21 protein-coding genes are annotated in these 22,693 nt (G+C 71.0%); 13 read left to right on the forward strand and 8 right to left on the reverse strand.

Annotated elements, in window-relative coordinates:
- Positions 1 to 65: 65 nt before the first annotated feature.
- Positions 66 to 236, reverse strand: coding sequence for a 50S ribosomal protein L32 (rpmF, locus tag LCH29_RS04905; protein WP_446460435.1), 171 nt, complete (start codon positions 234 to 236; stop codon positions 66 to 68).
- Positions 237 to 362: 126 nt separating this feature from the next.
- Here rpmF and LCH29_RS04910 point away from each other — a divergent pair, with 126 nt between their 5' ends.
- Together LCH29_RS04910 and LCH29_RS04915 are read left to right on the forward strand one after the other, a co-directional pair.
- Positions 363 to 626 carry a hypothetical protein gene (locus LCH29_RS04910; protein ID WP_446460436.1) on the forward strand — a complete coding sequence of 88 codons (264 nt, stop codon included), beginning with the start codon at positions 363 to 365 and terminating at the stop codon, positions 624 to 626.
- Positions 627 to 635: 9 nt separating this feature from the next.
- A complete protein-coding gene (locus tag LCH29_RS04915) occupies positions 636 to 1,364 on the forward strand; it encodes a transporter substrate-binding domain-containing protein (protein WP_446460437.1) in 729 nt (242 codons plus the stop codon).
- Positions 1,365 to 1,611: 247 nt separating this feature from the next.
- On the opposite strand, the gene LCH29_RS04920 is transcribed toward LCH29_RS04915, so the two are convergent.
- Positions 1,612 to 3,012 carry a glycoside hydrolase family 43 protein gene (locus LCH29_RS04920; RefSeq protein WP_446460438.1) on the reverse strand — a complete coding sequence of 467 codons (1,401 nt, stop codon included), beginning with the start codon at positions 3,010 to 3,012 and terminating at the stop codon, positions 1,612 to 1,614.
- A 286-nt stretch (positions 3,013 to 3,298) separates the two neighbouring features.
- Here LCH29_RS04920 and LCH29_RS04925 point away from each other — a divergent pair, with 286 nt between their 5' ends.
- Positions 3,299 to 4,483, forward strand: a complete 1,185-nt coding sequence (locus tag LCH29_RS04925; RefSeq protein ID WP_446460439.1) for a serine hydrolase domain-containing protein — start codon at positions 3,299 to 3,301, stop codon at positions 4,481 to 4,483.
- Between the two features lie 33 nt (positions 4,484 to 4,516).
- Here LCH29_RS04925 and LCH29_RS04930 read toward each other — a convergent pair whose 3' ends face one another.
- Positions 4,517 to 5,080 (reverse strand): TetR/AcrR family transcriptional regulator, encoded by a 564-nt coding sequence (locus LCH29_RS04930; RefSeq protein WP_446460440.1) that lies wholly within the window; start codon positions 5,078 to 5,080, stop codon positions 4,517 to 4,519.
- Between the two features lie 115 nt (positions 5,081 to 5,195).
- On the opposite strand from LCH29_RS04930, the gene LCH29_RS04935 reads away from it, so the two are divergent.
- The 3 genes from LCH29_RS04935 (at position 5,196) to LCH29_RS04945 (ending at position 9,858) form a co-directional block, all read left to right on the forward strand.
- Positions 5,196 to 6,206, forward strand: a complete 1,011-nt coding sequence (locus LCH29_RS04935; protein ID WP_446460441.1) for an NADP-dependent oxidoreductase — start codon at positions 5,196 to 5,198, stop codon at positions 6,204 to 6,206.
- Positions 6,207 to 6,394: 188 nt separating this feature from the next.
- Complete coding sequence (locus LCH29_RS04940) at positions 6,395 to 7,801, forward strand: FG-GAP-like repeat-containing protein (RefSeq protein WP_446460442.1); 1,407 nt, start codon at positions 6,395 to 6,397, stop codon at positions 7,799 to 7,801.
- A gap of 89 nt (positions 7,802 to 7,890) precedes the next feature.
- Positions 7,891 to 9,858, forward strand: coding sequence for a cellulase family glycosylhydrolase (locus LCH29_RS04945; protein ID WP_446460443.1), 1,968 nt, complete (start codon positions 7,891 to 7,893; stop codon positions 9,856 to 9,858).
- Between the two features lie 20 nt (positions 9,859 to 9,878).
- Here the strand turns inward: LCH29_RS04945 and LCH29_RS04950 are convergent, their stop codons facing one another.
- Positions 9,879 to 10,862 carry an aldo/keto reductase gene (locus tag LCH29_RS04950; RefSeq protein ID WP_446460575.1) on the reverse strand — a complete coding sequence of 328 codons (984 nt, stop codon included), beginning with the start codon at positions 10,860 to 10,862 and terminating at the stop codon, positions 9,879 to 9,881.
- Positions 10,863 to 11,098: 236 nt separating this feature from the next.
- Here LCH29_RS04950 and LCH29_RS04955 point away from each other — a divergent pair, with 236 nt between their 5' ends.
- From LCH29_RS04955 to LCH29_RS04965, 3 genes are read left to right on the forward strand one after another with little or no spacing between them, the layout of a single operon-like run.
- Entirely contained in the window at positions 11,099 to 12,106 is a 1,008-nt protein-coding gene (locus LCH29_RS04955) for a carbon-nitrogen hydrolase family protein (RefSeq protein WP_446460444.1), read from the forward strand.
- A 46-nt stretch (positions 12,107 to 12,152) separates the two neighbouring features.
- The gene (locus tag LCH29_RS04960; protein ID WP_123108537.1) at positions 12,153 to 12,392 is read left to right on the forward strand and encodes a hypothetical protein; all 240 of its coding nucleotides are present in this window, start codon (positions 12,153 to 12,155) and stop codon (positions 12,390 to 12,392) included.
- A 2-nt stretch (positions 12,393 to 12,394) separates the two neighbouring features.
- Complete coding sequence (locus tag LCH29_RS04965) at positions 12,395 to 12,769, forward strand: toxin Doc (RefSeq protein WP_446460445.1); 375 nt, start codon at positions 12,395 to 12,397, stop codon at positions 12,767 to 12,769.
- Positions 12,770 to 12,783: 14 nt separating this feature from the next.
- Here the strand turns inward: LCH29_RS04965 and LCH29_RS04970 are convergent, their stop codons facing one another.
- Positions 12,784 to 13,341 carry a MarR family winged helix-turn-helix transcriptional regulator gene (locus LCH29_RS04970; protein ID WP_446460446.1) on the reverse strand — a complete coding sequence of 186 codons (558 nt, stop codon included), beginning with the start codon at positions 13,339 to 13,341 and terminating at the stop codon, positions 12,784 to 12,786.
- A gap of 70 nt (positions 13,342 to 13,411) precedes the next feature.
- Positions 13,412 to 14,677, reverse strand: coding sequence for a YncE family protein (locus LCH29_RS04975; RefSeq protein WP_446460447.1), 1,266 nt, complete (start codon positions 14,675 to 14,677; stop codon positions 13,412 to 13,414).
- Between the two features lie 193 nt (positions 14,678 to 14,870).
- On the opposite strand from LCH29_RS04975, the gene LCH29_RS04980 reads away from it, so the two are divergent.
- The 4 genes from LCH29_RS04980 to LCH29_RS04995 all read left to right on the forward strand — a co-directional run bounded on the left by LCH29_RS04980 (position 14,871) and on the right by LCH29_RS04995 (position 19,976).
- On the forward strand, positions 14,871 to 15,767 hold the full coding sequence (locus tag LCH29_RS04980; RefSeq protein ID WP_446460448.1) for a Gfo/Idh/MocA family protein: 897 nt from the start codon (positions 14,871 to 14,873) through the stop codon (positions 15,765 to 15,767).
- A 61-nt stretch (positions 15,768 to 15,828) separates the two neighbouring features.
- Entirely contained in the window at positions 15,829 to 16,572 is a 744-nt protein-coding gene (locus LCH29_RS04985; protein WP_446460449.1) for an HAD family hydrolase, read from the forward strand.
- Positions 16,569 to 18,914, forward strand: a complete 2,346-nt coding sequence (locus LCH29_RS04990) for a glycoside hydrolase family 65 protein (protein ID WP_446460450.1) — start codon at positions 16,569 to 16,571, stop codon at positions 18,912 to 18,914. The genes LCH29_RS04985 and LCH29_RS04990 overlap by 4 nt, the downstream gene beginning before the upstream one ends.
- Positions 18,915 to 18,941: 27 nt before the next feature.
- The gene (locus tag LCH29_RS04995) at positions 18,942 to 19,976 is read left to right on the forward strand and encodes a PHP domain-containing protein (RefSeq protein ID WP_446460451.1); all 1,035 of its coding nucleotides are present in this window, start codon (positions 18,942 to 18,944) and stop codon (positions 19,974 to 19,976) included.
- Positions 19,977 to 19,985: 9 nt separating this feature from the next.
- Here LCH29_RS04995 and LCH29_RS05000 read toward each other — a convergent pair whose 3' ends face one another.
- Positions 19,986 to 20,558, reverse strand: coding sequence for a YceI family protein (locus LCH29_RS05000; RefSeq protein ID WP_446460452.1), 573 nt, complete (start codon positions 20,556 to 20,558; stop codon positions 19,986 to 19,988).
- Between the two features lie 120 nt (positions 20,559 to 20,678).
- A complete protein-coding gene (locus LCH29_RS05005) occupies positions 20,679 to 22,604 on the reverse strand; it encodes a glycoside hydrolase family 97 catalytic domain-containing protein (RefSeq protein WP_446460453.1) in 1,926 nt (641 codons plus the stop codon).
- Between the last annotated feature and the right edge of the window lie 89 nt (positions 22,605 to 22,693).

The raw sequence follows: 22,693 nt of genomic DNA on the forward strand, positions 1-22,693 counted from the left end.
TCGCGCGGGGTGCAGCAGATTCGGCCGTTCGTCATCTCGGCGAGGCGCGGTCGGCCATGGTGCGGTCAGTTCTCGGGGTGCAGCAGGCCGCGCCGGTAAGCGGGGACGAGCCGTCGTGGCACCTGGTGTTCGCGGCCGTCGATGGTGATCGTCACCAGGTCCGGCGCGCTTGCCTTCCACTGCGCGCGGCGGTTGCGGGTGTTGCTCCGGGACATCTTCCGCTTGGGTACGGCCATGACGAAGGGGTCCTCTCCTGCTCGGTGTGGTTCCTGTAGCCCGTCCATGAAAATGGCCGCCGTTTTCATGTGGCGATCTGGTGAGCCCCGCCCTTCCTGGTCGTCACCCACGACCAGGAGGAGGCCATGTCGCTCGCCGACCGGATCGCCGTCCTGGACGCCGGGCGCGTCCAGCAGGTCGACACCCCCGTCGAGCTCTACCAGCACCCCCGGAGCCGGTTCGTCGCGGGATTCGTCGGCGCCAACAACGTCTTCTCCGGACGGCTGATGCCCTCCGGCGGACTCGACGTACCCGGCGTCGGTGTCCTGCCCGCCCCGGCCGGGAAGGCGGCGCGGCGGGCCGCGGGCCGATTGGACTCGGCGAAGCCGGGGGCTGCCGACCGTACCTAGACTCGGCCCATGGAGATCCCTGACGCCACCGCGCTCGCCCGCGACCTCGCCCCCACCGGAGTGCTCCGCGCCTCCATCAACCTCGGCAACCCCGTCCTCGCCCAGGGCACCGCGGACGCGCCCCGCGGGATCACCGTCGATCTTGCCGGTGAGATAGCCCGACGCCTTGGCCTGCCCGTGGAGTTCCTCTGCTTCGACGCGGCCCGCAAGTCCTACGAGGCCATGGCCACCGACCGCGCCGACCTGTGCTTCCTCGCCGTCGATCCGGCCCGTGAGACGGAGATCGCGTTCACCGCCCCGTACGTACACATCGAAGGCGTGTACGCCGTCCCTGCCGACTCCACCCTGCGGGCCCCTGAAGACGTGGACCGCCCGGGCATCCGCATCGGCGTGAAGCAGGGCTCCGCCTACGACCTCTACCTGACGCGCACCTTGCGCCACGCCACCGTGGTCCGGGGCCCGGAGGGTGTGGACGTCTTCCACGCCGATAAGCTGGAGGCCGCGGCGGGAATCCGGCAGCCACTCACCGCACACGTCGCCGACCGCCCCGAACTGCGTCTCATCGAGCCCGCGTTCATGACGATCCGGCAGGCGCTCGGGACAACGAAGGCGCGGCATCCGGAGACGGTGCGGTTCCTGAGCGAGACGGTGGCTCACTTGGCGGCGTCCGGGTTCGTCGCCCAGGCCCTGAGCCGGTCCGGACAGAACCCGGCACTCGCCGCACCAACGGATCAATGAGGATTGTCTCGACCAGCCCAATCCAGGCGGGGAGAGCTGGCCAGTGGACCGTGTGGGCCGCTTCCTGGCGCCATCCGGCGCTGATGCCGTCCTTCTGGTGCCATAGCCCAGCGCGGACACCAGCCATAGCTGACTAGCGATCAATCGAGCTCAGTTTTGAATCGGCCACACCGTCCAACGCCCGGATATCACACACCTGTAGGGGATTTCCCCGTCCCCGACGGATCGGCCTCAGGGGCTACGCCGCTCAGTAGCCGACGCGGAAGGTCGCGTCCTGCCGCTCGGTCGCCGTGGAGATGGGGTCGATGCGCAGGACGTAGTTGGAGTGGCGGATGTAGCGGGTGGGGTTGTTGTACGAGCGGAAGGAAGCCCAGGTGGAGTCGGCCAGCCCGGCCGTGCGGTAGAAGGTGGCGTCCGCGGCGTACGTGGACGTCCCGTCGTTGGCGTCGAGTCGGAGTTCGTAGTTGTAGTGGCGCAGGTGGCGGGTCGGGTTGTTGACCGACTGGAAGGACACCCCCGAGCTGTCGGCGAGGCCCGGCACCAGCTTCCACAGCGAGTCGGTGTACAGGTCGAAGGGATACGTGTCGATGCGGCCGACGTAGTCGAAGTGGCGGACGTAGCGATCCGGGAAGTTGTACGACTTCAGCCGGTTCCAGGCCGGGGCGCCCCACTTGGCGATCAGGTTGTTGTACTCGGCCGTGGTGATCGTCGTGATCCCGCAGTGCTTGGAGTTGACGGGCTGGGTGTAGGTCTTCTGGTCGAGCGCGGTCCAGGTGCCGGAGGCGAGGTCGGTGCTGCGCCAGGCGTAGAAGACCCCGTTGGGGGTGTAGGTGTCGCCCCACAGGTACCAGGTGTTGGAGGTCAGGGACTTGTAGACGGTCGGCGCCTCGGTGCCGCCGTGCGCGACACCGGCGCTGAACTCCTTGAAGCTACCGGGGTTCAGGGAGGTGGAGCGGGCCGCCACCAGTGTCTGGTTCTTCTTGAAGAACAAGTAGTTGTAGCCGCCCACGCCGACGGCCATGTCACCGTCGATCACGTCGTAGCCGGGGTCGAAGAAGACCAGCGGGGCGGAGGCGGTGACGAAGTCGCTGGTGTAGTTGACCATGATCACGTTGTGGCCGCTGGAGTTGACCGAGGAGTAGATGACCGCGTACTGCCCTCTGCCCGCGTCCCAGAACGCCTCTGGTGCCCAGCTGTGGGTGGTCATGTCGTGCAGCTTCAGCCGCCGGTAGCCGGTGAAGGTGCGTAAGTCGGCGGAGTCCCAGACATGGATGTACTGGCTGTTGTAGCTCCAGTCGGTCCCCTTGAGGTCGGTGGCGAGGACGACGAACCTCCCGTCCTGTTTGCGCATGAGGAAGGGATCGCGCAGGCCGAGCGCGCCCGCGGTGGGGGTGACCAGGGGGTTGTTCTGGTTCAGCGGTGTCCAGTTGAGGGAGTCCGTGCTGACGGCGAGGTGGAGGCCGTAGTCGGTGCCCGCGCCCAGGCTGGTCGACTCGGTGAAGTAGCACATCGCATAGGCCGAGTCGGCGGCGTGGGCCGTTCCGGCGCCGAGGGTCAGTGCGCCGGAAACCGCCAGGGGTGTGGCGGCAGCCATGCCGAGGAAGCGGCGGCGGGACGGCTGGGAGCCGGGGCGGAGCATGGCACTCATCTTGGTCTCCAAGGGAGGTGCATGAGCCGGGCCAGCGGCCGCGGCTCGTGGGGGGTGTCGAGGGTATGGGATGTGCGGCCAAGCACCAGATGATGTCGGTATTTCGAACGAAGTTCGGCGAGTCGGTCAGAAGGTAGACCGTGGCAGCTGGTGCGTCAATCGTTCTGCCGAGCCCGGCCGGACAGCGATACGTTCTTTTGTGTGCGGGACGGGTCAGGGCGGGACCAGGGAACACTGAGGGGCGCCCCCGATGCCCAGGTGCCCGCCCGCTGACAGCGTGTAAGGCATGACCTCAACGCGCATGTCACGAAGGGTTTTCGGGAGAGCCGCGCTGGCAGGAACCGCCGCGCTGGCCACCGGCGCGGCACTGCCCGCGCGCCGCGCCGCCGCCTCGCCCATGGCGCTCCCGCCGCTGGATCCCACCGCCCTACAAGCAGCGATCGACGACCTCCAGAGCCCGCCGTCGACCGCGGCCCAGCTGCGCATCAGCGGCACAGCGGGCCGGTGGCGCGGTACCTCGGGCGTGGCCGACATCGGGACGGGGCGGCCGGTGAGGGCGGGTGACCAGGTCCGGGTCGGCAGCATCACCAAGGTCTTCGTCGCCACGGTGGTACTCCAGTTGGTGGCGGAGGGCCGGATCACGCTGGATACGCCGGTGCGACGGGTCCTGCCGGGGCTGCTGCCGGACCGGTACGCGGCCGTCACCGTGGCGCATCTGCTGAACCACACCAGCGGGCTGCCCGACCACGTCGGCATCCCGGAACCGAAGACCGCGGAGGAGGTGTTCCAGCACCGCTTCGATCACTGGACGCCGCGGGAGTGGGTGGCGACGGCGACGCACGGGCCGCTGAAGTTCGCGCCGGGCACCCGGCAGCAGTACCGCGGCATCAACTACGTACTGGCCGCGCTGATCATCGACACGGTGACCGGCCGCCCGTACGGGAAGGCCGTCGAGGCCCGCATCCTGCGCCCGCTGGGTCTGGAACACACCGTCGTACCAGGCGACGACCCACACATCCATGGCCGACACGTGCACGGCTACCTGAAGATGGCCGACGGCAGTCTGCGGGACATCACCGTGTACGACCAGTCGTCCACCCGGGGCGAAGGCGACATGGTCTCCACCACCCGCGATGTCGACCGGCTGCTCACTGCGCTGTTCTCCGGTGAGTTGCTTCCGACCGAGCTGCTCCGGCTGATGTTCACCCTGCCGCCGGACGACGTGCGGATGCTGGACGGCAGTCCGGCCCGCTACAGCACCGGGCTCCAGCAGGCCACCGTCAACGGCGTGACCTTGTGGGGCAAGACCGGTGAGACGTACGGCTACAAGAACGCCGCGTTCTCCACCCGTGACCAGCGGCGCCGCTTTGTGCTCGCGTACCACCCGACGACCGCGCGCAACGGCGAGGAGAGCCGGATGACCGCTCGGGTCGCCGATCTGCTCACCCGCACCCCGAGGAACTCGGCGTGACACCCGAATACCAGCAGGCGCTATAGCGAATGCCTATGGCGTCGTGCTCGCCGGATTCGTCAGGATCGCGCTCGCGACGACTTCGAAGAGGTGATCGGCGCGCGGGGCGAGCGCGGGTTGGTCGCTGAGCCACGCGAGCGACCCGGCCAGGGCGAACAGGTCGGTGCCGTCGATGTCGGTGCGCGCCATGCCCTCGGCCTGGGCGCGGGCAAGGAGCCGTGTGCCGGCGGCGCGCATCGTGACGCACGACGTATGAAGCGCGGACTCCGTGTCCTCGATGGCAGCCACCATCAACGCCACAACGCCGCGATAGTTGTGTGCGCATGCGACGAAGTCGCGCAGCCACGACACCAGCGCATCGTCGGGCGAGCTCGACGTTTCGACTTCGCCTGCCCTCGCCGTCAGCTCGTCGAAGCTCGTACGGAGCAAGGCCTCGAACAGCGCCTCACGCGTCGGGAAGTGGCGGAGCAGCGTCGCGAGCCCCACCTCGGCCCTGCGGGCGATGTCGCGCATCGACGCGTCGACGCCTTGCTCGGTGATGACGGTGCCCGCAACGGCGAGTAGGTGGTCGCGGTTCTTCCTGGCGTCGGCCCGCATCGCTCCCTCTTGCCTTTCCGGATCAGTGATCCGTATGTATGATCTGGATCAGTGATCCGGATGCATGGATCACTGATCCGATCAGCGTATCCCGTGGTAGGGGCAGGAGAAGACGATGCCGACACACACGATGCGGGCGATCCGCCTCCATGAGCACGGCGGCCCTGAGGTTCTGCGTGACGACGAGGTGCCGATTCCCGAGCCGGGGCCGGGTGAGGTGCTCGTTCGCGTGCACGCGGTCGGGGTCAATCCCCCCGACTGGTACCTGCGCGACGGGCTGACCAATCTGCCCCCGGAGACGAGGCCGAAGTTCAGCTTGCCCGTGATTCCGGGGACCGACGTGTCAGGCGTGGTCGAGGCCGTCGCCGCCGATGTGGACGGCTTCTCCGTCGGTGATGAAGTCTTCGGCCTCCTGCGGTTTCCCAGCTTCGACGGCAGCGCGTACGCCGAGTACGTGGCAGCGCCCGCGTCGGACCTCGCGCGCAAGCCGGCCGGCATCGACCACGTGCACGCCGCCGGCGCACCCATGGCCCTGCTGACGGCGTGGCAGTTCCTGATCGAGGTCGGACACGATCACCCGTCGCCCTTCCAGGCGGCGCGGCATCGCCCGGTGCCGCTCGACGCCGACACGACGGTGCTCGTCAACGGCGCCGCGGGCGGCGTGGGGCACTTCGCGCTACAGCTGGCGAAGTGGAAGGGCGCACGGGTCACCGCGGTGGCGTCGGGCACGCATGAATCGTTCCTGCGCGAGCTCGGCGCCGACGAGTTCATCGATTACACCAAGAGTCGTCCGGAGGAACTCGTGCACGACGTCGACCTTGTTCTCGACGCCGTCGGTGGCCCCGGGAGCAGTCGCTTCCTGCGCACGCTCAGGCGTGGCGGCGCCCTGTTCCCGGTGTTCTTCGGTGACTTCGACGACGAGGAGACCGCGAAGCTGGGCGTCACGGTCTCGGGCGCCCAGGTGCGCTCGAACGGCGCACAGCTCGCCGAACTGGGCCGCCTGCTCGAGGCGGGCACGGTTCGCGTCGCGATCGACAGCACGTTTCCGCTCGCGGATGCCCGAGCGGCGCACGAACGGGCCGCACGAGGGCATATCCAAGGCAAAATCGTGCTCACGGTTGCTTAAAGCTGCCGCAGGCGATCGCCGAGGCACCCCCTAGCTAGGGGATTCCCTAGGTCCCCATGCGCAACCGTTCGGTGACTTCGGCTGTCCTGGTGGATGTACATGAGGTAAACGCTCACCAACGAGCTGGAGGATCTGTGCGGTCCCGTTCTCTTTCCACCGTCGCGCGCTGCGCGACGGTGGTCGCGCTTGTGACCACCCCCGCCTTACTCGCCGCCCCGTCGGCGGGTGCCGCCGAGGCCCGCACCACCGCGGCGGCCTCCGCGCCGCGGGCCGACTTCAACAAGGATGGATACGCCGACCTCGCCGTCTCCGCGCCGACCGGCACCGTGGGCGGCAAGACCAAGGCCGGTTATGTCGCCGTCGTCTACGGTTCGGCCTCCGGTACGGACACCGGCCACCGGCAGATCGTCAGCCAGGCCACCGAGGGTGTCCCCGGTGACCCCGCCGCCTCGGCGTACTTCGGTGAGGAGACGGTCGCCCGCGACCTGGACGGCGACGGTTACACCGACCTGGCGGTCCAGACGGGCAGCAAGCCCGCCACCACGGTCCTGTGGGGCTCGGCGGACGGCCTGGGCGGTGGCACCCGGCTGCCCGACGGCGACGGCGACAACTTCGGCTACAGCACCATCGCCGGTGGCGACTTCAACGGTGACGGCCACGCCGATCTGGTCGACCAGGTCATCGTCGACAAGGGCTCGGAGCTCGACGAGACGACCGGGCTGCGCGTCCGCTTCGGCCCGTTCACCCGTGAGGGTGCCGCGGCGGGGAGCGCCACCGTCGACACCGGAAAGATCGACCGGCCGACCAGCCTGACCGCGGGCGACATCACCGGCGACGGCAAGGACGAACTCGTCAGCACCCACGCCTTCGAGGAGATGTCAGAGGACACCCTCGTCTGGAAGGGCGGCACGGACGGCCTCGGGAAGACGCCCACCAAGCTCACCGACGCCGCCGCCACGACCATCGGCGACGTCGACAAGGACGGCTTCGGCGACCTCATCATGCGCACCGTCCCCGGCGGTGTCGTCGAGAACCTGCCGTACGACCACGGCACCCTGAAGGTGTTCTACGGCACCGCGTCGGGCCCGAGCACCACGCGCACCAAGACCATCGACCAGAACACCGCGGGCGTGCCGGGCGTCAACGAGGACGGCGACCAGTTCGGCAACGCGCTGAGCGCCGACGACGTCAACGGCGACGGCTACGCGGACGTCGCGGTCGGCATCCCGTACGAGGACCTGGAGGCCGGTCAGAAGGACGCGGGCAGCGTCGTCCAGCTGTACGGCGGCTCGGGCGGGCTGTCCGGAACCGGCGCCCAGGCCTTCACCCAGGACACCGCCGGAGTCCCGGGCGCCGCCGAGGCGGGCGACTACTTCGGTGCGGCGGTCCAGCACGCCGACACCGACGGCGACGGCAAGAGCGACCTGTCCGTGGGTGCCCCCGGCGAGGACGGCGCCCAGACCTCCAGCGGTGCCGCCTGGGCGCTGCGTGGGTCGTCGGCCGGTCTCACGACCGACGGCATCGTCTCCTTCGGTCCCGACGGGCTCGGCGCCCCGGAAGCGGGCGCGGCCCTGGGCAGCGGTTTCCCGCGGTAACCCGATTGTCCCGATGCGTCGCGACGGCCGAACGATCCACTGACCGCCGCTAGTTGACGATTCTTCATGTCTACTGGACGGTAGTGTCCATGGCGACGCATGCGACGCGAGGCATCGCGACTTCAGGCATACGGAACGGCCGGTCCCGAGCGGGCCGTACAGGGCTGCTCGGGGCGGCCGTTCTGCTGGTGGCCGCGATCGTGGCCCCGGGCACCCCGGCGGCCGCGGCCGAACCGCCCTGGTTCGACGGGCGGGCCGCGGACGAGGTGACCACGGACGGGACCCGGTTTGCCGACGGCCACGGCCGCGAGGTCGTGCTCCGCGGCTTCAACGTCTCCGGCGAGACCAAACTGGAGGAGAACAACGGCCTCCCCTTCGCCGGCGTCGCCGACGCCCGGAAGTCCGCCGCCGCGATGCGGAACCTGACCGGGGCGAACTCGGTGCGCTTCCTGCTCTCCTGGGCCCACGCCGAACCCCGGCCCGGCGAGGTGGACACCGGCTACCTGGAGCAGGTCACCGCCCAGATGAAGGCCTTCCTCGACGCCGGAATCCGGGTGTACCCCGACTTCCACCAGGACCTCTACTCCCGCCACATCTTCGACAAGGACAGCTGGTACAGCGGCGACGGCGCCCCGAAGTGGGTCGTCGACGCGGGCGGCTACGGCAAGGAGTCCTGCGGCATCTGCGCCCACTGGGGCCAGAACATCACCCAGAACCAGGCCGTCATGAAGGCCACCCGCGACTTCTGGAACAACCGCGCCCTGACCACCAGCGCCGGAACCGTGCGCGTCCAGGATGCCTTCCTCGCCACCGCCGAGAAGACCATGTCCTACGTCGCCCAGCACCTCCCCGCCGACGCGTTCGCCCGTGTCACCGGCTTCGACCCGCTCAACGAGCCCTACGCGGGCGTCTACGACAACGGCCAGAACAGCCGCACCTGGGAGAAGAACGTGCTGTGGCCGTTCTACGAGAAGTTCCGCGCCCGCATGGACGCCGCGGGCTGGCGGGACAAGCCCGCCTTCGTGGAGCCCAACATGTTCTGGAACTCCAATCTGGACTTCCAGCGCCAGGAGGGCGGACTGCTCGACGTGGGGAAGCCCGGCTCCCGTTACGTCTTCAACACCCACTACTACGACCAGAAGGCCATCTCCGGCATCTTCATGCCCGGCAAGGCCGCCGACGGCCAGTACTCGACCGACTTCGGAGCCGTCCGCGACCGCGCCACCGCCCTCAACACCCCCGCTGTGATGAGCGAGTTCGGCCATCCGCTCACCGGCTTCACCTCCGACAAGGCGCCCACCGTCCTCAAGGGCATGTACCAGGCGCTCGACTCCCGCCTGCCCGGCGCCACCTGGTGGACCAAGCCCGCCGCCTCCGGTCCCGCCCTCTCCTCCAACCAGTGGCAATGGGACATCTACAACGGCCGCCACCGCGAGGCGATGAACGGCAACACCGGCAAGATCCTCACCGAAGGCGACGCCTGGAACGACGAGGACCTCTCGGCCGTACGCCTCGACGACTCCGGCAAGGCCCAGCTGCGCCAGGACGCCCGGCTGCTCGACCGCCTCTACCCGAGCGCGGTGGCGGGCCGCACGCTCGCGTTCACCTTCGAGGACCGCTCACGCGACGGCGGCACCACCCTCAGCTGGGACCGCATCCCCAGCTCCCTCCCCAACGTCGCCAAGCTCACCGGTTCCGGCCGCTACGGCCTGCTGGTGTGGCGCTCCGACGGCGACACCGACGCCCCCACCGAGCTGCACCTGCCACGCGACTTCGACCCCGCCGCCACCACCGTCGTCTCCGACCTGGGCACCGTCACCGGCCCGCCCGCGTACACCGCCCAGGGGCACACCGCCGACCATTCCATCGCCACCGCGGCCGAGCCCGGCGGCACCGACACCCGCCGTCTGGTGCTGTCGGCACCTGCCGACGCCGACACCGACTCCGGCACCCTGCACTACGCCCTGGTCGCCGACGGCACCGCCGCCCCCTCCGCGGAGCTGCGCGCCGCCGCCCAGCGGGAGCTGACCCGATGGGCGGCGGACGCGGGATTCTGACGCCACCGGCCCGCGCCACGTCACCAGCGGTGGTGCACCTGCGCGCGGATTCGCCGGTCGTACAGCTCGCCGATGGCGTCCAGCGTGGACTGCGGAAGCGGCGGCAGCGCCGCTGCCGCCGCGTTCGCCCGCGCCTGCTCGGGCGAACGCGCGCCGGGGATGACCGAGGTCACCCCCGGCTGCTGGACGATCCACCGCAGCGCCGTCTGCGCGGGCGTGGCGCCCTCCGGCGCCAGCTTCCCGAACTCCACCGCCGCCTCGACGCCCTCCTCGAAATCCACCCCCGAGAAGGTCTCGCCCTGGTCGAACATCTCGCCGTGCCGGTTGTACGTACGGTGGTCGTCGTCGGCGAACAGCGTGTCCTTGGTGTACCGGCCCGACAGCAGACCGGACGCCAGCGGCACCCGCGCGATGATCCCCACCCCGGCCTCCTCCGCCGCCGGAACCACCCTCTCCAACGGCTTGAGCCGGAACGGGTTGAGGATGATCTGCACGCTCGCCGTCCCCGGCCGCGCTATCGCCGTCAGCGCCTCCTCACAGGTCTCCACGCTGACCCCGTACGCCGCCACCCGCCCCTCGTCCACCAGCGTGTCCAGCGCGTCGAACACCGCGTCGGTGGCGTGCACCGAGGACGGCGGGCAGTGCAGCTGCACCAGATCGAGCGTGTCCACGCCCAGGTTGGCGCGCGAACGGTCGGTCCACGCACGGAAGTTGTCCAGCGTGTAGTTCTCCGCGACCTGCGGCACCCGCCGCCCCATCTTGGTGGCCACGAAGATCCCGGCGTCCGGCCGGTCCCGCAGGAAGCGCCCGATGAGCTGCTCGCTGCGCCCGTCTCCGTACACATCGGCGGTGTCGAAGAACGTCACCCCCGACTCGACGGCCGCCTCCAGCACGGCCAGCGCGTCCGCCTCGCTGACATCGCCCCAGCCCGCGCCCAGCTGCCAGGTCCCCAGCCCCACGACGGAGACCTTGCGCCCGGTCCGGCCGCACACCCGCTGCTCCATGGCCACGCTCTCCTCCTGCGATTCCCGCGATCCCTGTGATCTCCTGTGATGCGGCTCACCGTACCCTCACCGGCCGTGCACCGTGCCGTCGGCCTCTTCGCCGGGAACCGCCCCCTTACAAGCGGCCCCGGTGCCCGGTAGCGTGGTGGGCATGCGTTGACGCCCGCCCCGCGCCCGGGGTCCGCCGGTCACTCCTTCGCCACCGCTCCCACCAGCCGACGAAGGAGAAACCAGCCATGACCACCATGACCGTCGCCCTGCTCCAGCTCGCCCCTCCCGGCCGCGGCCTGCGGGCGAACCTCGCCACCGGTGAGGCCGCCTGCCGCCGGGCCAAGGCCATCGGCGCGGACATCGCGCTCTTCCCCGAGATGTGGAGCAACGGCTACCGCGCGACCGTCGCCGACGAGACCACCGGTAACCGCTACCGCCACCCCCGGCTGTGGGACGGAGCGCCGCCCGCACCGCCGCTGCCCGCGCCCGAGGCCGTATGGGGCGATGAGGCGATCACCTGCGACGGGCCCTTCGTCACCCACTTCCGTGAGCTGGCGGCCGAACTCGAGATGGCGATCGCGCTCACCTATCTGGAGCGGTGGGACGGGCAGCCGCGCAACACCGTCTCCCTCATCGACCGCCACGGCCGCCTCGCGCTCACCTACGCCAAGGTGCACACCTGCGCCTTCGACCTGCCCGAGGCCGTCCTCACCCCGGGCGACGGCTTCGAGGTGTGCGCCCTGGACACGGCGGCGGGCGAGGTCATGACGGGGGCGATGATCTGCTACGACCGGGAGTTCCCGGAGAGCGCCCGGGCCCTGATGCTCGCCGGAGCGGAACTCGTCCTCACGCCGAACGCCTGCGATCTGGAGATCAACCGGCTCAGCCAGTTCCGGGCCCGCGCCAGCGAGAACATGACCGCCCTGGCCATGGCCAACTACGCGGGCCCCGGCTGGGGGCACTCCATCGCCTTCGACGGCATCGCCTTCGCCGATGGGCGCTCCCGGGACATGCTCGTGGTCGAGGCGGGCGAGGCCGAGGGGATCTACCCGGCGGTCTTCGACCTCGACGCGCTCCGCGACTACCGGCGCCGTGAGACGTGGGGGAACGCGTTCCGGCGCCCCGCCGCGTACGGCGCCCTGGCGAGCCATGAGGTGCGCGAGCCGTTCGTCCGGGTCGATCAGGACGGTGCCCGGCCGCCCGGCAAACACGCCCCCGACGCGTTGTCAAGTACCTACAAAAACATGATGTGAGCTGGGGCGATTGCTGTCGGGGTACCGGGCGCGTAGGGTGTGCCGCATGTCAGCACTCAACGTGGAATTCAGCGATCGGGAACTTGAGGACCTCCGCCAGATCGCCAAGGAGCGCGGTACGACGATGAAGGCCCTCGTCCGTGAGGCGACCGTCGCCGACATCGCCCGCCACCGCGCCCTCCAGGAAGGAGCCGAGGTCTTCCGCCGCTTCTTCGCGGACACCGCGGACGCCTTCGCGGACGCGTTCCCGGACGACGAACACCGCCACCCGGGACAGGCCGCCTGACGATGCCGCCGCTGCACATCGATGTCCCCTGGCTGCTCCAGCGCCATGAGGAAGTCCTGCCCGAACAGCCGGCCATCTCCGACTTCTCGGGGCTGGTCGCCGCCGTGGCCCGGCACCGCGTCGACCCGCCGCGCCTGGGTGTCGATCCCGACCCGGCGTGGCGGGCCGCGGCGCTGCTGCACACGCTCGCCATGCTCCGGCCGCTCCCGGCGAGCAACGCGCGCTTCGCCAGCGCGACCGCCGTGGCCTATATGCACGCGTCCGGCGAGGGCATCGACCCGCCGTACGGCGCGCTGATCGACCTGGTCCGCGACATCCTGTCCGGCAAGGCGGACGTCTTCGACGCGGCGGGCCGCATCCGCTCCTGGCGCATCTGACCGCGCCGTTCGGCTCAGCCCGCGGGAACCGGGGCGGACTCGGCCGCCATGGCTCCGTTCAGGAAGCGGAACTCCCCGGGGGCCTGCGGGTCCGCCCCCGTGCTCGTCGCCAGCCGCCGGAGGGCGGGGGCGGCGGCGCGGACGGCGGTGGCGAGTGCCTGTTCGTCCTCGGGGGGCAGGGTGGCGGGCAGTCCGGCCAGCCGGGCGGTACGGTCGCGGCGCCGTTCGGCGAGCAGCGCACGCCCGCCGTCGGTGATGGCCACCAGCACCACGCGCCCATCGTGCGGATCGTCGACCCGGGCCACCAGGGCCTGCCGCTCCAGCCGCTGGATCAGCTGGGTCATCGAGGGCTGGCTGACGCCCTCGTCGGCGGCGAGTGCGGTGAGCCGGGCCGGGCCCTCCCGCTCCAGGCGGCCGAGGGTGGAGGCGGCGGTGAAGCTGATGTCCCGGGTGGCCAGGTGGCGCACGGCGAGAAGCGCCAGCTGCTCCAGCGCCTCCGCGACCTCCTCACGGGCCGCGGCGCCCTCTGGCTCAGGGGGTTCCGGTGAGCCGGGGTGATGCGTGTACTCCACACGTATATACGTATCACGGGTCTGTATAGGCGGGCTATACATCAGGTTCTACGGGCCCAGCGGAACGGGCTCAGCGGAAGATGCCGGTGTGACCGAGGGAGTAGCGGCCCGGCTGCGGATAGACGGCCAGCCCGTGCGGGCCACCGCCCACCGGGATCCGGGCGCGGAGCCTCCCGGTGCGGGTGTCGATCGCGTACACCTCGCCGTTGTAGCGGCCCGAGAGCCACAGCGCCTTGCCGTCCGAGGACACACCGCCCATGTCGGGGCTGGTGCCGCCGGGCAGCCGCCAACGGTCGGTGAGCTTGCCGGACTTGAAGGACAGCAGGGAGACGGTGCCCTCGCCGCGGTTGGAGATGTAGAGGGTGCGGGAGTCCCGGCTGACGTACAGCCCGTGGGCGCCCTTGCCGGTGGGCAGCAGCCGGGGGCGGCGGAAGGTGTCCCCGTTCAGCACCCACACGCCGTTCGCCACCATGTCGGCGATGTACCAGGTCTTGCCGTTCGGCGAGATCTTGACGTCCTGCGGCATGGCTCCCGCGAGCGGCAGCCGCTGCTGACCCACCACCTTCATGCGGGCCGTGTCCACCTTCAGCAGTTCGCCCGAGAACTCGCACGAGACGATGAAGTAGCGCCCGTCGGGGGAGAAGTCCGCGTGATTGACGCCGAAGCACGTCACCGGCACCGACTTCACCACCCGCATGGTGTGCGCGTCCCGGAACACCAGGGCCCGGTCCTTGGAGGCCATCACCACGGCGTGTTTGCCGTCCGGCGTGAAGTACAGGTTGTACGGATCGTGGACGTCCACCGGGCGGCCCACCCGGCCGGTCCTGGGATTGATCGGGGTGAGGGAGTTGCCGAGGTCGTTGTTGACCCACAGCGTCTTCAGATCCCACGACGGCACCACGTGCTGCGGCTGGTGACCGACCTCGATGGTGCGCACCACCTTGTACGTCTTCGGGTCGATCACGCTCACCGTGTCCGACAGCGTGTTGGGCACGTACACCCGCGACGGGAAGCCCTTCACCGTGCGCGACAGCTTGTTCGGCCGGTCCGCCGCGTACAGGTCCTGAGGATCGAGCGGCGCGGGCATGCCCGGCAGCAGACGGGCCCGGGCGGCCTTCTCCGCCCTCTGGGCCTTCTCGGCCGCGGCCTGCGCCCGGCCCGAGTGGTGCGGCGCCGCGGACTTCCGCGGGTGGGAGCCGTGGTCCGGGGAGGAGGCACAGGCGGGCACCGCCGCACAGCACAGCAGCAGCGCCGCGGCCGCGCGCGTCGCGCTGCGGCGGCGCCCCGGGGCAGGCCGCGTCGTACGGCCCGAAGTGGTGGGGGTCGGGCTGGCCACGGACGTCCTCCAGCGGTGAGGGGAGCGCGGCCTTGCCCGGGCTGTGGCGGGGCCGTGGCCCAAGATTGTCACCGCCCCCGCACCCCGGCACCCGCCCACGTCCAAGCAGGTGAGCGGCGTAACGCCCGCGGCGTAGGATCGCGTCCGGCCGCGGGGAGCGCCCCGCGGCGAACCGGGCGAAAGGGCGGGCAGGATGCGCTTCGGACTGCTGGGCACCGGACACTGGGCGGCCGAGACCCACGGCGCGGCGCTCGCCGCGCACCCCGGCGCGGAACTGGCCGGGATCTGGGGCCGCGACCCGGCCAAGGCGGAGGCGCTCGCCGACCGCTACGGCACCCGCGCCTACCCCGACGCCGACGCGCTGATCGCCGACGTCGACGCGGTCGCCGTCGCCCTCCCGCCGGACGTCCAGAGCGACCTCGCCGAGCGTGCCGCGCTGGCCGGGCGCCATCTGCTGCTCGACAAGCCGGTGGCCTTCACCACCGCTGCCGCCGACCGGATCGTGGCCGCCGCCGAGGAGCGCTCGTCTGCCTCGGTGGTCTTCTTCACCCGGCGCTTCGCCGCGCCCATCGCAGCGTTCCTGGACCGGGCCGCGGCGGCCGGGGGCTGGGACGGCGGCCGGGCCACCGGCTTCGGTTCCATATTCCGGACCGGCAGCCCCTACGGCGCCTCTCCCTGGCGCCGCGAACGCGGCGGGCTGTGGGACGTCGGGCCGCACGCCCTGTCCCTGCTGCTGCCGGTGCTGGGCCCGGTGGCCGAGGTCACCGCCCTCGACGGACCGCGTGGCGCCGCGCACGTGCTGCTGCGGCACGACTCGGGCGCGGTCGGCACCCTCGCGCTCACCCTGGACGCCCCGCCCGCCGCCGCCGGATTCGGATGCGACTTCTACGGGGAACAGGGCACGGCGGAGGTGCCCGATCCCGGAACCACGGCGGTGGAGGCGTTCGGCGCGGCCGTCGACCGGCTGCTGCTGAGCGCCCGGGACGGCGTGCCCGACCCCTGTGACGTGCGGTTCGGCCGCGAGGTGGTCGCCGTTCTGGAGGCCGCCGACCGCTCCCGCCGCGAGGGCCGCACGGCCGTACCGGGGTGAGACCCGGGCCCCACCGGAGAATCCCCCGCATATTCCGGCGTGCGCGGGGGAACCGGGGGCCATGACCAAGCTCTGCCTACCGGCGGGCATCCGGGCCTGCCTGTTCGACCTCGACGGCGTGCTGACCAGGACCGCGGTGGTACACGCGGCGGCGTGGAAGCAGATGTTCGACGAGTTCCTGCAACGCCGCGACGGCCCCTCCTTCCGCCCCTTCGACAAGACCACCGACTACGACGAGTACGTCGACGGCCGCCCGCGCGCCGACGGCGTACGCACCTTCCTGGCCTCCCGGGACATCGACCTCCCCGAGGGCAGCGCGGACGACCCGCCCGACAAGGACACCGTCCGGGGGCTCGGCAACCGGAAGAACGCCCTCGTCCTGGAGAAGATCCGGGAGGAAGGCGTCCAGGCGTACCCCGGATCGGTGCGTTTCGCCGAGGCCGCGCGCGCCGCCGGGCTGCGCACCGCGGTCGTCTCCTCCAGCGCCAACTGCCGCGACGTGCTGATCTCCGCCGGTATCGAGCGCCTCTTCGAGGTGCGGATCGACGGCGTGGTCGCCGCCGAGCGGAGGCTGCCGGGCAAACCGCGTCCGGACACCTTCCTGGAGGCCGCACGGGAACTGGACGCCGCCCCCGCCGAGGTCGTCGTCTTCGAGGACGCCCTGGCGGGCATGGAGGCGGGCCGGGCCGGTGACTTCGGCTGCGTCGTCGGCGTGGACCGGGTCGGCCAGGCCGACGCCCTGCGCAAACACGGCGCCGACATCGTCGTCAAGGATCTCGCCGAGCTGCTGGAGGACGCCTCGTGATCACCGATGCCTCGTACGCCGTCGATCCCTGGCAGCTGCGCGAGACCGCGCTCCGCCTCGATCTGCTGCCGCAGAGCGAGTCCGTCTTCGCGCTCTCCAACGGCCATGTCGGCTGGCGCGCCAACCTCGACGAGGGCGAGCCGCACGGGCTGCCCGGCACCTACCTCAACGGGGTGCACGAGCTGCGCCCGCTGCCGTACGCCGAGGCCGGTTACGGCTATCCCGAAGCCGGCCAGACCATGATCAACATCACCAACGGCAAGATCATCCGTTTGCTGGTGGACGACGAGCCCTTCGACCTGCGCTACGGGCGGCTGCGCTCCCACGAGCGCGTGCTCGACCTGCGGGCCGGGGTACTGCACCGCACCTGCGAATGGACCTCTCCCTCGGGAACCAGCGTGCGCGTCCGCTCGACCCGGCTGGTCTCCCTCACCCAGCGGGCCGTTGCCGCGATCGCCTACGAGGTGGAGGCGGTGGACGCCGAGATCCGCGTCGTCGTCCAGTCCGAGCTGGTCGCCAACGAGCAGCTGCCGGAGCGTGGCGGGGACCCCCGGGTCGCCTCTGCGCTGGAGAGTCCGCTCGAGTCCGAGGAGAACGCCGCCGTCGACAAGCGGCTGCGGCTGATCCACTGCACCAAGGCCAGCCGGCTGCGGATCGGAGCCGCCGCCGACCACCTGATCTCCGGGCCGCCGCCCACCCGTCATGCCAGTGAGAGCGCCGAGGACGTCGCCCGTCTCACCGTCACCTCCGTCCTCAAGCCGGGCGAGAAGCTGCGGCTCGAGAAGCTGGTCGCCTACGGCTGGTCCGGCGCGCGCTCGCTGCCCGCCGTACGCGACCAGGTCGAGGCGGCGCTCGCCGGAGCCGCCTCCACCGGCTGGGAGGGCCTGGTCGAACAGCAGCGCGCCTGGCTGGAGGACTTCTGGGCCCGCGCCGATGTCGAGGTCGAGGGCGACGCCGAGATCCAGCAGGCCGTGCGGTTCGGCATCTTCCACGTCCTCCAGGCCGGTGCCCGCGCCGAGGAACGCGCCATCCCCGCCAAGGGCCTCACCGGCTCCGGCTACGACGGCCACTCCTTCTGGGACGCCGACACCTTCGTCCTGCAACTGCTGACCTACACCTTCCCCGAGGCGGTCGCCCAGGCGCTGCGCTGGCGGCAGTCCACCCTGCCCGCCGCCCGGGAGCGGGCGCGCCAGCTGGGCCACGAGGGCGCCGCCTTCCCCTGGCGCACCATCGACGGCTCCGAATGCTCCGCCTACTGGCCCGCCGGCACCGCCGCCTTCCACATCAACGCGGATGTGGCCGACGCGGTGGTGCGCTACGTCGCCGCCACCGGCGACGAGGAGTTCGAACGCGAAACCGGAGTGGAGATACTGGTGGAGACCGCCCGGCTGTGGCGCTCCCTGGGCCACCACGACCACCACGGCCGCTTCCACATCGACGGGGTGACCGGCCCGGACGAGTACAGCGCCATCGCGGACGACAACGTCTACACCAACCTCATGGCCCAGTCGAACCTGCGCGCCGCCGCGGACGTCGTGGAGCGCCACCCCGACAAGGGGTCACTGCTGGGCGCCGACGACGAGGAGGCCGCGACCTGGCGGGACGCGGCCGAGGCCATGACGGTCCCGTACAACAAGACGCTGGGCGTCCACGAACAGTCCGCCGACTTCACCGGCCACCAGGAGTGGGACTTCCAGAACACCCACCCCAGCCAGTACCCGCTGATGCTCCACTTCCCCTACTTCGACCTGTACCGCAAGCAGGTGGTCAAACAGGCCGACCTGGCGCTGGCCATGTATCTGCGCGGCGAGTGCTTCACCCCCGAGGAGAAGGCCCGCAACTTCGCCTACTACGAGCACCTGACCGTCCGCGACTCCTCCCTGTCCGCCTGCGCCCAGGCCGTCATGGCCGCCGAGGTCGGCCATCTGCGCCTCGCCTACGACTACCTGGGCGAGGCGGCCCTGATGGACCTGCGGGACCTGGAGCACAACACCCGAGACGGCCTGCACATCGCCTCGCTGGCGGGCACCTGGATGGCGCTGGTCGCCGGGTTCGGCGGGATGCGGTACCGCGAGGGCAGCCTGTGCTTCTCGCCCAAGCTGCCGGAGAAGCTGGCCCGGCTGGCCTTCAGCGTGCAGGTGTTGCGACGGCGGCTGCGGGTGGAGATCACCGACCTCACCGCCACGTACACGCTGGTCGAGGGTGCCCCGCTGGAGATCCAGCACTACGGCCGGCCCATCACCGTCTCCGACAAATCGCCGCAGACCTGCGACGTGCCCGAACAGACCGCCCGCGCCGAGCCCCGGCAGCCCCCGGGCCGCCGCCCGGACCGGCGCGCCTGAGCCGCCGCAAGGACAAGGGAGAGGGTGGTGGACCCGCTCACGGCGCTGGACCGGATCGCGTTCCTGCTGGAACGCGAGCAGGCCCCGACGTACCGCGTGCGCGCCTTCCGCAACGCCCAGGCGGCGCTCGCCGAGCTGTCCCCGGACGAGGTGGAGCGACGGGTGGCGGCGGGCACCCTCGCCTCGCTCAAGGGCCTCGGCCCCAAGACCTCACAGGTGGTCAAGGAAGCGCTCAGGGGCGAGGTGCCCGCCTATCTCCGGAAACTGGAACCCGGTGGCGGGGACGGCGCCGACCGGCCGGACGCCGCCGCGGACGAGCTGCGGGCCGCGCTGCGCGGCGACTGCCATCTGCATTCGGACTGGTCCGACGGCGGTTCCCCGATCGAGCTGATGGCCCGTACCGCCGCCCGGCTGGGCCATGACTGGGCCGTGCTGACGGACCATTCCCCGCGGCTGACCGTCGCCCGGGGGCTCTCGGCGGACCGGCTGCGCGAGCAGCTGGACGTGGTGGAGGAGCTCAACGAGACGCTGGCCCCCTTCCGGCTGCTGACCGGGATCGAGGTCGACATCCTGACCGACGGCTCGCTGGACCAGGAGCCCGAGCTGCTCGACCGGCTGGACCTGGTGGTGGCCTCCGTCCACTCCAAGCTGAGGATGGACGCGCGCCCGATGACCCGCCGGATGGTGACCGCGGTCAGCGATCCGCGCGTCGACGTGCTGGGGCACTGCACCGGGCGGCTGCTGGGCGGCAAGCGGCCCGAGTCGGCGTTCGACGCCGCCGAGGTCTTCGCGGCCTGCGCGGAGTCGGGCACCGCCGTGGAGATCAACTGCCGGCCGGAGCGGCTGGACCCGCCGCGTCGGCTGCTCCGGGAGGCCGTCCAGGCGGGGACGTTCTTCTCGGTCGACACCGACGCCCATGCGCCCGGGCAGCTCGACTGGCAGATCAACGGATGCGCCCGGGCGGTGGAATGCAGCGTGCCGAAGGAACGGATCATCAACACGTGGACGGCCCGGCAGCTGGGGGAGTGGACCCGCACCCGCACGCCCCCGGGCCGTCAGTGATCCAGCTGCTCAGGCACGCCCGCCCGCGGGATCGAGAACGGCCTCGACGTCGATGGTGATGTCGACCATGTCGCTCACCACGACCCCGCCCCGGTCCACCGTGTCGTTCCAGGACACCCCGAAGTCCTGCCGGTTGACCCGGCCCGTCGCGAGGAAGCCCGCCCGCCGCCGCGGCCCCAGGTCCCGGTCACCCTCCCACCAGGGCGTGCCCCACTGCCCCAGATATGTCACGTGCAGCGGCACCCGGCGGGTGACACCGCGCACCGTGAGATCGCCCGCGACCTCGAACTCGGTTTCGCTCAGCTGGGTGACGCCCGTGCCGGTGAACGTCCACGTCGGATGGTGCTCGACGTCGAAGAAGTCCGCGCTGCGCAGATGGGCGTCCCGCTGGGGCTGTCCCGTGTACACCTGTGTGGCGTCGATGGTCGCCTCGATCCGGGCGTCCTCCGGCCGGTCCGGATCCACCTCGATCGAGCCCTGAACGTTCTTGAACTGCCCGCGCACGTACGTGACCATCATGTGCCTGGCCCTGAATTCGGCGGCCGTGTGGCCGGGCTCGAAGAACCATCTCGTGATCGCCATATCCGCATCCTGACGTCTGATCCGCTCGGTCGCCCCGGAACGATCATGCGCCAGAAGCGTGGAATCCGCCGCTCCGGCGGCGGCACGGTCACCGCGGTGTCCATGCCGCCGCCGCGCGCGTCAGGACGACCGGTCGCAGCTGGTGACGCCCGGACGCCAGCGGCAGGCGATGGCGGCGAAGCCGCCGTCCTTCACCACCGGGACGGAGACGGTGTCCCCGCCGCGCACCACCCGTGGCTCGCGCACCAGGCCGTCCGCTCCGTCGCGGACGAGGTCGACCAGCCACTTCCCCTGGCCCAGCCGCAGCGGCACGGCGGCGGTGTGCGCGTCGCCGGTGAAGATGCCGCCGATGAACCAGCGCCCGCCCCTGGCGCGCGCGAGCACCGCGCTCTCACCGGGGCGCCCCGTCAGCAGCCGGGTGCGGTCCCAGGAGGCGGGTATCTGCTCCAGGAAGCGCCGGGCCTGCGGACGGGCGTCGTACGACTCCGGGGTGCCCGCCAGGTTCTGGATCCCCGACTCGTACAGCACCGACAGGCCCAGCTCGCCCGCGTCCGAGGCCGCGTTGGGGCGCTCGGCGCGCTGGAAGGCGCCCGGGGTGAAGTCCATCGAGCCGATGACATTGCGGGTGAAGGGAAGCGTCGCCAGGTGCTCCGGGGTGTTCACCCGCTTCTCCTCGCCGTTGACGCCCTCCATCGTCATCACCTGCGGCCAGGTGCGCTGGATGCCCTTGGGGATGGTCGAGCCGTGGAAGTTGACGAGCAGATGGTGAGCCGCGGTGGCCGGAAGGATCTCGTCGTACCAGCGCAGCGTCTGCTGGGCCTCGGAGTCCATGAAGTCGATCTTCACCCCCTTCACGCCCCACTTCTCCAGGGTCGGCAGCCACTGCTCGCGCTCCTCCGCGGTGTCCAGGTCGCGCTGGTGGATCCAGACCTGGATGCCGACCTTGCGTTCTTCGGCGTACCGGACCAGCTCCGGGATCCAGCTGTTGTGCTGCCAGTCGGGGTCGGTGACGTCCCACTGGTCCGGGTCGAAGTACCAGCCCGCGTCCACCACCACATACGGCCAGCCGCGGCGCGCCGCGTAGTCCACGTACCCCTTCTGCATCGACAGGCTCTGCCCGGCCGGACGCCCGCCCGCGAGCCAGGTCCACAGCGCGGGCCCCGGCCGGATCCACGAGGTGTCGGCCACCTTCGAGGCGGGAGCCAGATCGTCGGTGAAGGTGGACTCGGTGACGGTCGCCAGATCGCCCACGACCATCGCGCGCCACGGGGTGCTGAGCGGACCGTCGGACTCGACCCGCTGGTCCCACAGCCCGATGCGATACGTCGGGCGGCCCTCCTCGTGGACCAGGCGGGCGGCGGAGTAGCGGCCGGTGAGGTCCGACTCGGCGATCAGGGCGTAGGTGCCGCCCGTCCCGAACAGGGCCTGCGCCATGTACTCACCGGCGGGCGCCGTCGCCGCGGTGTACTGCTTGAACAGGTTCTCGTTGTCCTTGCGGTACGTGCCGAGCCACGCGTCCGCGTCAGCGGGCAGCGTGAACGCCGAGGTCTCGCCCAGCACATCACCGCTGCCGGACGGCAGGACGTAGCGGTAGGCGACCCCGTCGCCGGACACCCGCACCAGCACGTCCAGCCGGGCGCCGCCGTCGCCCCGGAACCGGAAGCGCGCCTCGGTCATGCGGAATGCGCGCGAGCGCTCCTTGCCCACCGTGGACCGGTACTGCCCGGCCACCGTACGGTCGCTGCGGCCCACGAACCGCAGCCCGCGCGACAGGTCCGCCCGCTCGGTGACGATGCCCACGGGCGAGGGCTCGACCACCGTACGACCGGCTCGCGACACCTGGAGCGTCAGCGCGCCCGAGGCCCGGTCGAGCCGTAGCCGGGCGAGCGGACCGGAGCCGGAAGCGCGTGACGACGGCCCGCTCACCGTCCACGCGGATTCCTGCCCCTGCCCCTTGGCGCGCGCCGGGCCCGTGACGAACAGCGTCATGCCCAGCGCGGCGCAGAGGAGAAGGACCAGGGTGGAGCGTCTGACAGATCTCTCCATGTTTGCCTCCCGAGGCGGACACGTTACCGATTCATCCGATAACTTGGGAGGGGTATGACGTGTTGACGCCTCATCAAGCCGTAGATCCG

Source organism: Streptomyces sp. BRA346 (assembly GCF_052851135.1).